This window comes from Thaumasiovibrio subtropicus, from assembly GCF_019703835.1.
Classification (GTDB): Bacteria; Pseudomonadota; Gammaproteobacteria; order Enterobacterales; family Vibrionaceae; genus Thaumasiovibrio; species Thaumasiovibrio subtropicus.
The window spans coordinates 425,706-439,890 of record NZ_AP023055.1 but is presented as its reverse complement, the minus strand read 5'-3'; the positions used below and the strand labels follow the sequence as shown (position 1 = coordinate 439,890).

Here is a 14,185-nt window from a genome sequence, read left to right as displayed (position 1 = left end):
AAGCGTCACACACCAGATATTGCGTAGATAGCAGTTTAGATGAAAAACAGGTAAGACCAGCATATAGGGACCCTGATATACTCAAAGGTTTACCAAAACCGTTAATTTGATAAGGGCTATATGCGCGAAGTGTCATCAAGGCCAGAAGCCACACGAGCTTCACGCATAGGCCGGATATATGAAAGCAACCTGTCCCTTTTATCGACATTGGTATCTTGCCAATAGAGGGAAGACCATATATGAGTATTGGTTCTCAGGTGCTGGTACTGGCGCACTGCCACTGTTGAGGTATTTACCCGCTTCAGCTATCACAGTTTGACCTTTTGAATCCAGCAGTTTTACAACACTCTCATCAAAACAAGACTCTGGCACATGATTCATTTCGAAGTAACTACGGTTACGGAAATCATCAATCAAGTCGTAGAGGTTTACATAGCTGACTTTATCGTCTGCATCAGTCACTTCACAAGTGTGATCAGGTGTAGTTAATACAGAGTAAAGCTGGCTTGTTAGCTGACTAACTGATTTCGCAGCACCACAGAAGAAGTCATAATCAAAAGTATGTTCAGCAAAGTATGGATTCTCAGTGTTACAAATCCAAGAGTCACTCGCCGACACATTCATCATGTCATAGTCTGAGAAGTTATCTAAACCAAATGCACGACCAACAGGCCCACGGAAGTCCTCGTAATCCTGAATGGAGTCACGTAGACGCATAAAGAAGCTAATACGGCTTAATGCATAACGTGATAACGTTGATTCAGTAAATGTTGCACGGTCACCGCGAATAGTACGCGTGTAGTACCAGTCGTTGTATGACTCTAGATTGTAAGCCATGATTTCAGAGCGGTTACGGCCTTCATCGTGACGATTACAGTCGTTATTTAGTGATACGTTACCATCGGTACAGTATTTGAAATCACGGATGTTGATATCAGAGAATTTCGCTTCTGGCGTATCCGCTGATGACGCTTCTGGATTAAAGTTCTGCACTGATGCTGTCAGCCCTTTAATAACACCGTCATAAGTTGGCACAGGGAAATCTGCATATGGGTCTAGAACCGCATCCAACAACTGCTCATCAAGGTGCTTAACGCTGACGAACTCAGATTCAGCAATCGTACCATCTTCGCGAGACGTGACATCCGCTTCTACCTGACGGCTGTAGCCAAAGCGCAGTGCTGCTAGGTCATATGGACCAAATACAGGCAACGCATTTAGCATTGAAGGGTTGTAATCCATGATCGAAGAGTAGCCAGGTACCATTTTCAGACCATGTGTCGCCAACTCAGACTCAGTGAAGTAGTTCTCGTAATCGTTACTACCTTTGAAGTTGTGGCGAAGACCAAAGTTATGACCAAACTCGTGGACTAATGTTTTCGCATAGAAAACACCTGACAAGAATAAGCTGATATCCGCTTGTGTGCGCTTGTCTAGGTCTTTCCAACGCTTCAATCGACCTTCTGCAGTGCCCGCTTGCTCTGGGTTTTCCCACAGTACAGGGTTCATCCAATCAAACGTCATACCACCAATTTCAGTTGGTAGCGTTTTAAGCGTCGCGCCTGCACGAAGAGCCGTGATTGGGAACATGTTGTTCTCAGACCAAAAACGTGCTTCTAGCTCTTCATCAATAAAGAACTCTTCAACGTTTGAGTAATCTTCGCTGTTTGACATCACTTCATTGTAACGAAGAACGGCTTCTTCTAAAGACTCGAAACCTTCAGGTGTCGCTTCGTTATAAAGTGATGCAATCTCTTGGTCTAAGTAAGCACTCTCAAGCACAGTTGAAGCATCTTGTGAAGCAACAGCAAGGGATTTAGTTTCAGCGTCAGCAGGAACGTCTGCCGTTGGGGCTTCCTCAACAACTGGTTTTACTAATGGATCAACACGACCAGGGTTATTGTAGTCTTTAACAATGCTTTCCCATGTCCAGCTTGCACCGGCACGGAGTACGCCAGAGTATTGGTTAACGTGTGCGTGAACAATTTCGCCCGTTACTGGGTTAACAGCGGAAGGACCGTAACCTGCAAGACCGTTAGCCAATGGCTCATCAATCAGGTTAACCACGTTATAACGTAAGTCACCAGATTGCTTGCCTGATGGCTCATGGAGTTTAATTGGTGGCATACCAACCGCGGTCAATTGCGGGTTGATCTTATTGACAACATCAATGGTGATCTGCTTATAGAATTTAGTTTCTTCGTTCAGATCAAAGCTGTTCGACAGGTGGTACTCGATCGCTGGCAAATCAGGATTGAAACGGTGTAGGTAATCAAACTCTTGATCCATTTTGCCTGAGGTGTAAGACACATCTGGGCGACCAACTGTGCTCGCAAAGAAACCGAAAGAGTCACGGTCACCACGGCGGTATACGACAGGGTCGTACTCTTTACTGCGAAGCTCATCTAACGGTACTAGCGAGTAGAACTTAGAAACCGTAAAGGTGAGTTCGCTCATATCAAAGTTGTTGCGAGACAACGCACCGATCATACAACGCCATGAGTTGTTCACGGTGTAGTCTTGTTCTACTTCAAAGTTAAGTGCGCCGGTCTCAGATAACTCATAGCCTTCCCAACCGCTTGCAGCGTCAGTTGCTAGGCGTGGGCTACCTTTAACGCTGTAACAACCATTAGAGAAGGTAAATAGGTCATCCCACGTGCGCTCATGAACAACGACTTTCTCGTAGTCAGGGACGAAATAGCCACGGTCTTCCCATGCTACTTCGTTTTCGTCTACTTTTTCTTCTTTGTTAGTACAGTCACCCCAAGAGTCTTCTTTACATTGGTAGTCGACGTACTTACCTGGAATAGTGATAACTGGACGATGGTTCGTTTGCTCATCAGCCCAACGCGCCACAAAGCGGTCTATGTCTTCTTTTTGGCTCGCATCAATATCATTTTGACTGATGAAGTCTTTATTTAGCATGCGAACGTTTAAGCCATTTTCAGTAAACGCCACTGTTACTAGCTTCTCTTCACCTTGCCAGAACGGCTTCATGCTTACCGCATAATCAGGTGCTTTTGCCATAGAAGGCATATACAGATAAACCTTGTCTGTACGAATACTATTTTTTGATACTTGCTCGACAGGCTTTGAAACCGTGTCATACGCTTGATCGTCGGCGCCACAGCCTGACAGTGCCAGACCTATAGCAGCCGCGATTGGCAGCTTTCTAGTTATCATGTGCTACTCCTTAACTAATAGTCACATCCGGTTTGTTGTGGTTTTTGTGGTTTAAAAGTTGTAGTTTGCTGAGATAAAGAACGTTGAACTTCGCTCATCAAAGAACTCAAATACTGGGTCTGGCCCCTGCTCTCGGTCGAAGAAGGTCACGCTGTTGGTGTGACCAGCGCTAACACCGAACTTTGGTGTTACTTGGTATGAAATAGACTCAGTGTGAGTCATCGAGAGCGGCTTACGGGTGCCTTGATAGCTATAGTTAGCACTATTCAGGAAATCGATTCGTGCAGACCATTTACCATAGCTATAACTTAAAGAGGTGAGGTTACTGAGATTCCACTCAGTTAAAGAGCGAGTACCTACCGTTTTATATTCGTGGAAATTTTTTGTCACACGTGGCGTCAAACCCAGAGTGAAGTTTTCGAACAAGCCTTCTTCCGGCGAATAACGGAAAGCAATCGCACCACGCACTGACGTGCGCAATTTGTCTTTGCGAGACAATTCAGAGATAGGTAAAGAAAAGCGCAGGCTCGCAGAAGATTTAATTGTGTCAAAAAGTGTTACAAAATTTGATTTAGACACAGTGCCAAAGATATCGGTCTCGTACCAACCGATCGCCCCATCAAGTGAGCGGTAGCCACCACCCGATACGGTGAAGCGGTAATCATTCCAAAATTTCCTTGATACAGAGACGTTTGCAGAAAACGTACGCTTTGCATTATATGCCGAATCTTTGTAGGCATTTCGAGAGTAACTGCCCGAAAGGCCCACACTCCATGGAGAAGAAACTTTCACTTCTTCTGCTTTATTTTCTTCCGATTGCCCACTTTCATTTTCAGCTGCAATAACAGAAGCAGACATTAAAGCAGCACCGAGCAAAATCAGCGAGTTATATTTCGGCATATTTACGCTTCCTTGTGTTTACAATTACTTAGCTACCTTGAATTGAAAGTAGCTCCTTATAATAATCAGCATTCATGGATATTTATTATTCCTTTGTAGATTTGACTTTTTAATTTTGGGTCAAAAAGGAAACAAAACATTCAGCCGTTGAATTGAACTGATAAATTTATGTTCAAATTAGCAAAACCATTTGGGATTTGATTCTTTTTGTAATATGATTGCAACATACCACCTGATGAGACTTTCAGGTTCAAAAAGTGCTTCGAGATTGAACTCTCTGTTTGCTGGCTAGGACAGAAGAGCGAAGTATTAATAATTAAAAGCGTTTAAACACAATTGCGGATTCCATTAGCTTTTTATTCCTATACACAATGGAATGCATAGTCAGATCGGGAGTAAAACAATGCGAGCAGTTAACTCGGAATATCTATTAATGGCCCTGCGAAATATCATTAAGCAGAACGGCCTGACCTATAACAACCTAGCAGAACGTATCAACGTCCCCTTGTCGACACTGAAGCGTCATTTGCATAGCTCTAGTATCACGCTAGATAGGCTCATTACTTACTGTAATGAAGTCAATGTCACGCTTGAAGAAGTACACAAGCTAGCGTCGCAGCTTCAGCATAACAATGAAGATTGCTTCAATGCCGTTCAGGACGAAGTCTTCTTCCAGTTCCCTGAACTCTATGATTTTTATAGAGAAATCAAGCATAAAACCAATAACCTAGCCGACATACAGGCCCGGTACGACCTCGACGAGGCGGCCACCTACCGTTTTCTTCGTGCTCTCGAGATGATCGGTTTAATGAAGTTACACGAAGGCAACCGTTTCTCACTCATCGGGCCTTACCACTACAAGCTGTCTGATGACTCAAAACTCAGTAAGCAGCATGTCTCAATCCTCAAGCAACAAGCGATGAACTGTGAGGAGTCCACCAAGCTGGCGTGTTCACGCATGATGCTGAGTGAAGACCAAGTTGATAATATAGAGGCCATGGTAACACAAGAGATATTACGCTGCCATAATCAGAATGTACAAGAGGGTAACACTGACAAAGATTACCAGCGCAATATTTTATTTGTCATTGGAGAGCATAAAGCAGTGAGTTTCTCTGACGGAATAAAACCGATGCCGGGTGACTTCTTAAATCAAGTAAAAGGGCTAATTCAACAACACCAATTAGAAACAGCATAAGTTATTTCTAAATTAGTTTACTCGCATTAAATTTGGTCACTCGACTTAGATTAATTACTATTAGCGCACTAATAAAAAGTGCGCTTTTATTTTTTATTCAATTGTTACATTATAACAATATGGAAACGTGGTTACTTAATTAGTCAACACACCCAATTTCCTATCAGAAAAATATTTCCAATCAAATGCAAAATGTTCTCATTTACTACCTACGATGTGTTTAACACGCCTGCTTCAAATACATACGAATAACCAAATACAATCGTTTGCTTTTGCATTTAACCACAGTATTCAGTACAAAACAGGTAATGAGTCACACATATTAGAAAGGCAATCGTTTACCTTTGACCAAGATTTTGACATGAAGCCAATTTACCATCGGTGACCATTCAATCTCAAAAACACCGACTCAAAATAATTAGTCCCTAGAACTGAATAGACTCGTACCTCACATCATGAGTAACAAAACAGAAAACTGAAAGTTAATGCATTGTTAACGACTAGTTATTAACCAGCAAATACAAAGGCAACCTAGTTAAGAAAAGCCTTAAAGAAAAGGCAAAGCAGCCCATATAAGCCATCTTCGTCAACCCTCTCACATCACGAGCGACTCTTTGACACCAAGCGACACTGCTTGATACTTATACTCTGTCCAGCTCAAGGTGCTTGAGTACACAGACTAAGACCAAATACACTGCTGAGCCGCCTCAGGCGAACACCGCGCAGATAGCAATCTCTTCTGACTCAGAAAAAGCGCAACAAAAAAGGCCTCAATCTTCATTGAGGCCTTTGAAAACGTATTTGAACCTTACGCTTAAACCGCTAAGTGGCAAGCCACTTGGTGGTCATCGCCCTTTAAGACTGGGCGCTGTGATTGGCATGGTGGCTCTGCAAGACGACAACGGCTTGCAAAGTGGCAGCCTGCTGGTGGGTTCAACGGCGAAGGCACGTCACCTTGTAAAATGATTCGCTGACCTTTACGACGTGGATCTGGCACCGGAATCGCTGAGATGAGTGCTTGCGTATAAGGGTGTTTCGGATTGTCAAACAGCGTCTCTACCTCTGCCATTTCAACAATTTTACCTAGATACATCACTGCGATGCGGTCAGAAATGTGACGAACAACCGACAGATCGTGCGCAATGAAGATTAACGCGAGGTTAAGCTCTTCCTGCAGTTCGAGCAACAAGTTGATGACTTGCGATTGAACAGAGACATCGAGCGCAGAGACCGCTTCATCACACACAATCAACTTAGGCTTCAGCGCAATCGCTCGAGCGATACCGATACGCTGACGTTGCCCCCCAGAAAACTCGTGCGGGTAACGATCAATAGCGCTCTCTTGCAGTCCAACACGTACCAGTAGCTCTTTCGCCCACTGACGACGCTCCGCTTTGGTACCAATGCCGTGGATTTCAAACGGCTCTTCTAGAATATTGCCGATGGTATGGCGAACGTTAAGGCTTTCCATCGGGTCTTGAAAGACAATTTGCAACTCTTTGCGCAAAGACACCATCTCGCGCTGCGACAAATTGGTGATATCGCGACCTTCAAAGAAAATTTTGCCGCCCGTTGGATCGTGTAGCTTCAATAAGGTGCGCCCTACCGAGCTCTTACCACACCCTGATTCACCAACTAAGCCAAGGGTCTCGCCTGCTTTTAGGCTAAACGACACCCCATCGACTGCATAAACGTACTTCGCCGGATTGAACAGTCCACCACCGATTTTATAGTGCTGCTGCAGATCCTTGATTTCGAAAACTGTATCACTCATTGACTGCTGCCTCCGTGCCTACCCATTCCTGAGCATTAAAACAAGCTACCTGATGACCATGATTCACCAAAGTGAGTGGTGGACGTTCACCGCTACTGCACGCGGGTGAACTGCGGTCGCATCGATTACTGAATCGACAGCCAGATGGCATTTCAGACAATGCTGGCACTGAGCCAGGAATCGTATCTAGCTTGGTTTTTGTTTTACCTTCTAAACGCGGGATAGAACGTAGCAGGCCTTGCGTATACGGGTGGCGTGGGTTTTCGAACAACTCAAACACATTGGCTTGTTCAACAACGCGACCAGCATACATCACAACTACTTCGTCACACATTTCAGCAACAACGCCCAGATCATGGGTGATGAAGATAATCGCCATCCCGGTATCACGTTGCAACTCAAGCATCAAATCAAGGATCTGCGCCTGAATGGTCACATCCAACGCCGTCGTCGGCTCATCCGCGATCAAAATATCAGGTTCACAAGCCAGTGCGATGGCAATCATAACGCGCTGTCGCATACCACCAGAAAGCTCATGAGGATAAACATCCAAGCGCTTCTCTGGCGCTGGGATCCCCACTTTTTTCAGCATTTCTAACGATGCTTGTCGACGGCCAGCTTTATCCAGTTCTGGACGGTGCAGCTCAAACACTTCACTCAGTTGACGACCGATGGTATGCACCGGGTTTAGCGCAGTCATCGGCTCTTGGAAGATCATCGAGATTTTATTGCCGCGCAACTGATACTTCTCCGCTGGCGGAATGGTGGCGAGGTTGCGACCTTCAAATTCAATGCTACCCGCGGTAATTTGACCATAAGGTTGTGGAAGTAGGCCCATGATCGAGTTGGCGGTCACACTTTTACCACAACCTGACTCACCGACAACGCCGATGGTTTTACCGCGTGGTACGTCGAAGCTAACGCCATCAAGCACCTTTACCGGGCCATCATCAGTGGTGAATGTCGTTTCCAGTTGTTTTAGCTGGAGAATGATATCTCTATTTTCGCTCATCATTAACTCCTTAATTGCTCAGGAAGCGACGATCAATGGTTGTCGATGGTTCAAACACTTTGTCGTCATCCAGTGCTTCAAGAACCCGTGCTTTTTCTTCGGTATCAATCCAAAATAGACCGTACTCAATGCGTGAAGCATCAAGAATGTCACTTGAAAGCGACGTGCCTAGTCCTTCTGGCAGTTTGACATAGCGCCAGTGCGCGCCGCGTGCAAATGGCACAGAGTAAGTCGGAATGACACAGTCACAGTCAGCAATTTTGGTTTGAATTTTACGAGAAAGCGCTGCTTTAACGTCAGAATCAAACTCAGAATCGAACTGATCAATTAAGGCATCCATCTCAGGATCAGCATAGTTGGTAAAGTTGTTTGTCTGTGTCTTAGCATTGTCAGAATGGAAGTACTGCCAGTAAGCCGGCAACATACCTGAACCCATGCCCAAGAACGCAACTTGGTGTTTCTTTTCTAACAGAGACTTAAAGCCTGTCGCGCCATCAACCAACTTTAAGTTGATTTCAAGGCCCGTCTTACGTGCTTCCTCTTTTAAAACGACAACACGTGGCGTGTGCATCTTAGAGAGATACGTCATGGTAATTGCCAAGCGCTCACCCTTGGCATTGACGCGAACGCCATCATCACCCAAGGTGTCAAAACCCGCTTTAGCAAAGTAATCAATCGCGGCTTCAGGGTCGAAGACTTCAGCACGAATGTCTTTGTTATCATAGACGCCATAACCTGAACCAAAGGCTTGCAATTGGACATAGTCACCACGAAGAACGATATCAATCATCTTCTTAACGTTGAGACTGTGCGCAATCCCTTTACGGATATTGGCATCTGACATTAAGCCATCTTGCAAGTTAAGCCATACACCTGCCGCCCCTTGCGGCTGATTGTTGTAGAGCCATGACTTGTGAAGGTAACCCGTATCATAAAGTTCGCCTTTGCCTTTATCATGCCAAAGTGAAGGGAACGTCATTGCAAATGAATCGATGTCACCCTTCTCAAAGTGCTTAATGGCGATGTCTTTATCACGAATCACTTTGATACGAATGCGATCAACATTGTATCGGTGCTGATAGTACTTATTGGTGTAGCCCCACCAATCTTCCACTTTATCCAAGGTCACATAGCGACCCTTTTTAATCTTGGAGACATGGTATGGACCCGTCACGGGTTCGTTTTTCCAGTTATAACGGCGCACCCAGTCTGACGGAATGCCCTCTGGGTAATAGTGTGCTGGACGAGGACCAATGTTGAGGCGCTGACTCAGTTCATCTCGAGCCAATGCATCAGCAGAATGCAACGCAAAGGTATAGTCATCATAAACCGTGATACCAACTACTTTGGTCGAAAAGAAGTTTGTGTACCAAGGCGCTTTGATGTGCTCACTCGTCATGTACTCAAACACAAACTCAAAATCTTCCGCTGTGATCTCTTCACCGTCAGACCAACGCGCTGCGGGATCCAATCGGAAATACATGGTTTTGTTGTCGTCAGCATATGCCCATTCCTTGGCGATCGCCGGAATGTTCTTGCGGGTATTTGGATGCATTTGCATCAAAAGCGGGTTGCCATCTAACAAGAAGGGACGGAATGAACCGTTCGAATCCGGCCCCACTGTGCGCATGGTTAGCGGAAAACTCTCGATACGTAAGCGGTAAGTTCCGCCTTGTTTCGCATTTGCATCACCAAAGGTGGCTTGGTCGTTATTGTTAATCCAGTTCAGGCCTTCAGGCAGCGTGTTTGCCCAGCTCGGTGACAGCCACATTGCTGACAAGGCTGTCAGGCTCATTAGTAATTTTTTCATTGGCAGCTCCCTTGCTTTCTTGTCCGCCTTCGCGGCGGACAGTAAATATTGCTTCATAGTGAATCCGTGCATCAGGTGTAACGAGTGTGCTTTTTCGGGTCAAAGGCTTCGCGAACACCTTCACCGATAAAGGTCACCATAGTAAGAACAGTGACAATCGCGCCGACGACAGACGACATGATCCACCACGCATTCAGATTCGATTTACCTTGCTGAAGGAGATCCCCCCAACTTGGTGTGGGTGGCACAAGACCCAACCCTAAGTAATCCAACGCCGTCAGCATGGTAATGTTGGTGACGATACCGAAAGGGGCGAGCGTCACGATCATGACCATGGTATTTGGCAAGATGTGCTTAGTGATCACTCGCCATGTACCTGCACCCTGCGCTTTTGCCGCCATCACGTACTCTCGCGCTTTTTCTTTATAGGTCATGGTACGCATGTACCACGTTATCCCTATCCAGCCAAAGAGTACGTTTATCAACACGAAGAGGAAGAAACTCGGTTGTATGATCGACACCATAATCATGATGACGTAAAGGAACGGCACCATAGACCACACTTCGATGATCCGCTGCATGACCAAATCAAACTTGCCGCCAAGGTAGCCCATCAAGCACCCTACCAACACACCGATGGTATAACAGATTGCCAGCGTCAGTACCGCAAACCAGATAGCGATGCGAAAGCCGTAGATCAAACGGGCAAGGACATCTCGACCAGACTCATCAGTACCAAGGAAGTGACGGCTTTCCAATGACGGTGCGTTAGGCGGATACGCCTCACCGTTGAAGTCTTGCTCATAAGGGTTCCAAGGAACAATAGGCATCAACACCCAGTTACCTTCGTCCGCTTCATCAAACTTCTGTTTTAGCTCGCGATAATTTGCCTCGTACTCATAATCTTCGCCGAAGAACTGCCCGGTGCGCACAGCGCTGTATGTTGGGAAGTAAAGGCTACCCTGATAGGAGACAACCAGCGCCTTATTGTTCACAAACAGTTCAGCAACTGATGCCAGCAAGATCAGCGTCGAGAGAATAATAAAAGAGTAGTAGCTTCGTTTAATTGAACGAAAACGACGAATCTTCTTTTTCGTTAATGGATCCAGTTTCATCGCTTAGCTCCCGAACTTAACACGTGGATCGACGAGGGCAACACAGACATCCGACAGGACATTACCCAGCATCAGTAGCAGAGATGAAATCGCCAAGATACCCATCACAACAGGATAGTCGCGTTCCATGATGGACTCGTAACCAAGAAGGCCAATGCCGTCAATGTTGAAGACCACCTCAATCAAGAACGAACCCGCAACGAAAACAGACACAACGTTACCCAAGTGACTGGCAATTGGGATCAAACTGTTACGCAGGGCGTGTTTCTTCACCGCTTGTTTGAAAGGCAAACCCTTCGCGATTGCTGTTTTCACATAATCAGCGGCAAGGTTTTCCAACAAGTTGTTTTTCATTGTCATCGTTAAGATAGCGAAGTCACCAATGATGTAACAAATCATCGGCAGAACGGCGTGATGGGCGATATCTAGGATTTGTTGAACAAGGGTAAAGTCATCGAAGTCATCACTCGTAAAGCCACCCATCGGAAACCAATCCATATGGAAGGAGAAAATGGTGATCAAGAACACACCAACAACATAGTTTGGCAGGGCATAGCCCATAAAGACGGCGACAGAAGTGGCGTTATCTACCCGACTGCCGTGGCGGAGCGCTTTAAGCACCCCCAAGGGTATGGAAACGAGATAACTGATAATAAAGGTCCAGAACCCATAGAATACGGAGACGGGTAATCGTTCCGAGATCATGTCCCAAACCGGTTCGTAGTAGCGCGTCGACTCACCCAAGTCAAAACGGACGAGCTTGTTCAACCACTCCCAGTAGGCGACAAGAATAGGCTTATCTAAGCCATAGTAAGCATTAAGTTCTGCAATTTGGTCATCGGACAGTGTTTGGTTACCTTGCTGGCTCGCACGGCCACCTTCCATCGACTGCATTTGCATTTCTGAGATCATCCGCTCTACAGGGCCACCAGGGACAAAGCGGGTAAGCGTAAATACCATCAGTGTTACCCCGATAAATGTTGGGATAATTAACAGTAGACGCCGTCCAAAATAGGCTAACAAACAAAAGCTCCTTCTTCCGAATTCCTTCAACGACTCAAATCGCAATAACTAAGTACTTGAGTAATCGATTGATTACTCCTGTTCAACAGCATCACATTTGTAATGATAGATACGTTTGAATCGCGGCAGTGCATTGATTAATAGTTATACCCATCTCATCTCTGTGTACTGAGATAGCTGGGGGTATTCTCATTAAACACGATATAGCGCGAAGGACCCGAAACCAAGCGACTCAGCTAAAACACCAAATCATGATGTCTTTAGGCTCGGATGATGAATTCGTAACGCGAACTGGCTCGAAAAAACACCGTGTTTACATTTCATCAGCAAATACGGTGGGCGTAATACTTGTATCTGAAATCCAGCGGGAAAGTGCTTGGGATCAACATTTTCTGCAAGCTTTAAAAGAAATTTAGCAAACAAGCTTCGGAGGAGATGAGAGAGAGTAAATGGTGCAGGTTTGGACAAATCGTCGGTTTTTTCAGCAAAAAGGCTCAATAAATGAGCCTGTATATACTCAAGCCACCTCAAGGTGCTTGAGTATCACTCAAACGATTGAAAACTATTCAGCCTCTTCTTGCCAAGGCATCTCTGGCAAACAATCTAGGTTTTCAGCATAGCGCTTTGTATTGAAGGGCGCGTCATTCTTCATAACATCGAAGACCTCAATGGCAAGCGCGGATGCAATAAACGCAATCGCATCTTCGCGAGCATGACCCGTCATCATCAAACGCATCAAAGTCTCTTTGACTTTAATCGGGTTACCATCTTCTAGTTGATTTTCGACGATCTCAATCAAGGTATCGCCAGTCATGATATCTTCAGACATTGCTTGTTCCTATATGGTTACCCGTAGGGGCAATAATGCAAATTATCCCAGATTCACGCACAAACAAAAAGAGCAGCGAAGGCTGCTCTTTCATAAAAACCATCAATCTACAGTGACATTAAAAGCTGATCGCACGTCGTCCTGTGTTTTCATCACGCTTCGCACGTTTAGGTTTCGCCTCTTTTTTCGCTGTGGCCTTCTTTGCTTTAGACGTTACCGCTGGCTCTAAATCATGTTCAGTCGAACGCACAGGCACCGCAGGTGGCGAACTTGGTTGATGATACTCTGGCGTAAAATCCACTTGAGGCTGAAAGTCGATAAAGAAAAACTCGCCGTTAAACTCAATCACATCGCCTTCTTCCAGCTTGCGACGTTTGCGCTGCTCCAACTCTCCGTTGACAGCAACATACCCTTCAGAGATAACAAACTTCGCTTCCCCGCCACCGGAAACCACGTTAGCAATCTTTAGTGCTTTATATAGCTCTATTGGCAGGCTATCTACCTCAATCGGCGATGCTTCTACCTCAATTTCAGTGACATGATCGGTCATACTCATCAATCTCAGTCAGTACACTCAGCAAAATTGTCGGCGATTCTATATCAAAATGACAGTACTGTAATTAAAAAATGAGATTGGTGTATATACATTCCCTGAAAGTCGTGAAAAAACGAGCAAAAAAGAAGCCTTTCAGTGACATCACTGAAAGGCTTCTCATACAAACAGTCAATGTGACTTAAATGCCAATACCTGCGCTCAATACGATTGAGTCAGTAGTGAGCTCACCCATATCACGGTACTCATAACCGATAGTGAAATCGACCAATGGGAAGATGGTCAATACAAAACCTGCACCACCCGTAAAGCCTACGCCATCATCCGTGGTTGGATTATGGTCCACATCATAAAAGTTGGCGCCCGCACGTGCGTAAACATCACCGATGACAAGTGGGAAATCAAAACGGAGTTGAACCGGAATAGTGGTGTACTTGACGGTCTGCTTACCTGTTGTCAGAGTCGTGTTCACCTTACCTTCACCCGTGGTATAGCCAGCATTCACGCTGAGAAACGGCCCAATACCGTAGCTTGCGTTCACCCCGTACTCATAACCATACTCGTTACCGCCACTGCCGCTTAGGCGAGTTGCACCGCCATTTGCACCCACAGAAAGCCCAACCAATGCCATTGATGGTGCACTCGCTGTTAGTAGTGCCACAGCCAATAGTGTTTTTTTAAGTTGCATAGTCCCTCGCTTTCAGCTTACTCGCTAAGAATCAGAAAATATTTTATGGAAGCATCATTACATGACAGTATTACGTCCAAAAGTACCTTTTGAAAATCAA

The 14,185-nt window shown here is 45.4% G+C and carries 11 protein-coding genes; 1 reads left to right on the top strand and 10 read right to left on the bottom strand.

Features of this window, described 5'->3' with window-relative positions; all coding sequences use genetic code 11:
- Nucleotides 1–198 precede the first annotated feature (198 nt).
- Together TSUB_RS18290 and TSUB_RS18285 are read right to left on the bottom strand one after the other, a co-directional pair.
- On the bottom strand, nt 199–3,183 hold the full coding sequence (locus tag TSUB_RS18290) for a zinc-dependent metalloprotease (protein ID WP_221274644.1): 2,985 nt from the start codon (nt 3,181–3,183) through the stop codon (nt 199–201).
- 51 nt (nt 3,184–3,234) lie between these two features.
- Complete coding sequence (locus TSUB_RS18285; protein ID WP_087025184.1) at nt 3,235–4,083, bottom strand: hypothetical protein; 849 nt, start codon at nt 4,081–4,083, stop codon at nt 3,235–3,237.
- 403 nt (nt 4,084–4,486) lie between these two features.
- Here TSUB_RS18285 and TSUB_RS18280 point away from each other — a divergent pair, with 403 nt between their 5' ends.
- A complete protein-coding gene (locus TSUB_RS18280) occupies nt 4,487–5,281 on the top strand; it encodes a helix-turn-helix domain-containing protein (RefSeq protein ID WP_159065022.1) in 795 nt (264 codons plus the stop codon).
- An 814-nt stretch (nt 5,282–6,095) separates the two neighbouring features.
- Here the strand turns inward: TSUB_RS18280 and TSUB_RS18275 are convergent.
- From TSUB_RS18275 to TSUB_RS18240, 8 genes are all read right to left on the bottom strand, one after another.
- The gene (locus tag TSUB_RS18275; RefSeq protein ID WP_087025187.1) at nt 6,096–7,055 is read right to left on the bottom strand and encodes an ABC transporter ATP-binding protein; all 960 of its coding nucleotides are present in this window, start codon (nt 7,053–7,055) and stop codon (nt 6,096–6,098) included.
- On the bottom strand, nt 7,048–8,067 hold the full coding sequence (locus tag TSUB_RS18270; RefSeq protein ID WP_087025189.1) for an ABC transporter ATP-binding protein: 1,020 nt from the start codon (nt 8,065–8,067) through the stop codon (nt 7,048–7,050). The genes TSUB_RS18275 and TSUB_RS18270 overlap by 8 nt, the downstream gene beginning before the upstream one ends.
- A 10-nt stretch (nt 8,068–8,077) precedes the next feature.
- The gene (locus TSUB_RS18265) at nt 8,078–9,877 is read right to left on the bottom strand and encodes an extracellular solute-binding protein (RefSeq protein WP_087025191.1); all 1,800 of its coding nucleotides are present in this window, start codon (nt 9,875–9,877) and stop codon (nt 8,078–8,080) included.
- Between the two features lie 71 nt (nt 9,878–9,948).
- Complete coding sequence (locus TSUB_RS18260) at nt 9,949–10,992, bottom strand: ABC transporter permease (protein WP_087025193.1); 1,044 nt, start codon at nt 10,990–10,992, stop codon at nt 9,949–9,951.
- A 3-nt stretch (nt 10,993–10,995) separates the two neighbouring features.
- Entirely contained in the window at nt 10,996–12,015 is a 1,020-nt protein-coding gene (locus TSUB_RS18255; protein ID WP_087025195.1) for an ABC transporter permease subunit, read from the bottom strand.
- 562 nt (nt 12,016–12,577) lie between these two features.
- Entirely contained in the window at nt 12,578–12,844 is a 267-nt protein-coding gene (locus TSUB_RS18250) for a hypothetical protein (protein WP_087025197.1), read from the bottom strand.
- A gap of 118 nt (nt 12,845–12,962) precedes the next feature.
- Entirely contained in the window at nt 12,963–13,400 is a 438-nt protein-coding gene (locus tag TSUB_RS18245) for an RNA-binding S4 domain-containing protein (protein WP_246616509.1), read from the bottom strand.
- Nucleotides 13,401–13,578: 178 nt separating this feature from the next.
- Complete coding sequence (locus tag TSUB_RS18240) at nt 13,579–14,085, bottom strand: outer membrane beta-barrel protein (protein ID WP_087025199.1); 507 nt, start codon at nt 14,083–14,085, stop codon at nt 13,579–13,581.
- Between the last annotated feature and the right edge of the window lie 100 nt (nt 14,086–14,185).

Coding starts and splice junctions, on each gene's coding strand:
- TSUB_RS18290 (WP_221274644.1), bottom strand. CDS start 3,183: ATGATAACTAGAAAGCTGCCAATCGCGGCTGCTATAGGTCTGGCACTG.
- TSUB_RS18285 (WP_087025184.1), bottom strand. CDS start 4,083: ATGCCGAAATATAACTCGCTGATTTTGCTCGGTGCTGCTTTAATGTCT.
- TSUB_RS18280 (WP_159065022.1), top strand. CDS start 4,487: ATGCGAGCAGTTAACTCGGAATATCTATTAATGGCCCTGCGAAATATC.
- TSUB_RS18275 (WP_087025187.1), bottom strand. CDS start 7,055: ATGAGTGATACAGTTTTCGAAATCAAGGATCTGCAGCAGCACTATAAA.
- TSUB_RS18270 (WP_087025189.1), bottom strand. CDS start 8,067: ATGAGCGAAAATAGAGATATCATTCTCCAGCTAAAACAACTGGAAACG.
- TSUB_RS18265 (WP_087025191.1), bottom strand. CDS start 9,877: ATGAAAAAATTACTAATGAGCCTGACAGCCTTGTCAGCAATGTGGCTG.
- TSUB_RS18260 (WP_087025193.1), bottom strand. CDS start 10,992: ATGAAACTGGATCCATTAACGAAAAAGAAGATTCGTCGTTTTCGTTCA.
- TSUB_RS18250 (WP_087025197.1), bottom strand. CDS start 12,844: ATGTCTGAAGATATCATGACTGGCGATACCTTGATTGAGATCGTCGAA.
- TSUB_RS18245 (WP_246616509.1), bottom strand. CDS start 13,400: ATGAGTATGACCGATCATGTCACTGAAATTGAGGTAGAAGCATCGCCG.
- TSUB_RS18240 (WP_087025199.1), bottom strand. CDS start 14,085: ATGCAACTTAAAAAAACACTATTGGCTGTGGCACTACTAACAGCGAGT.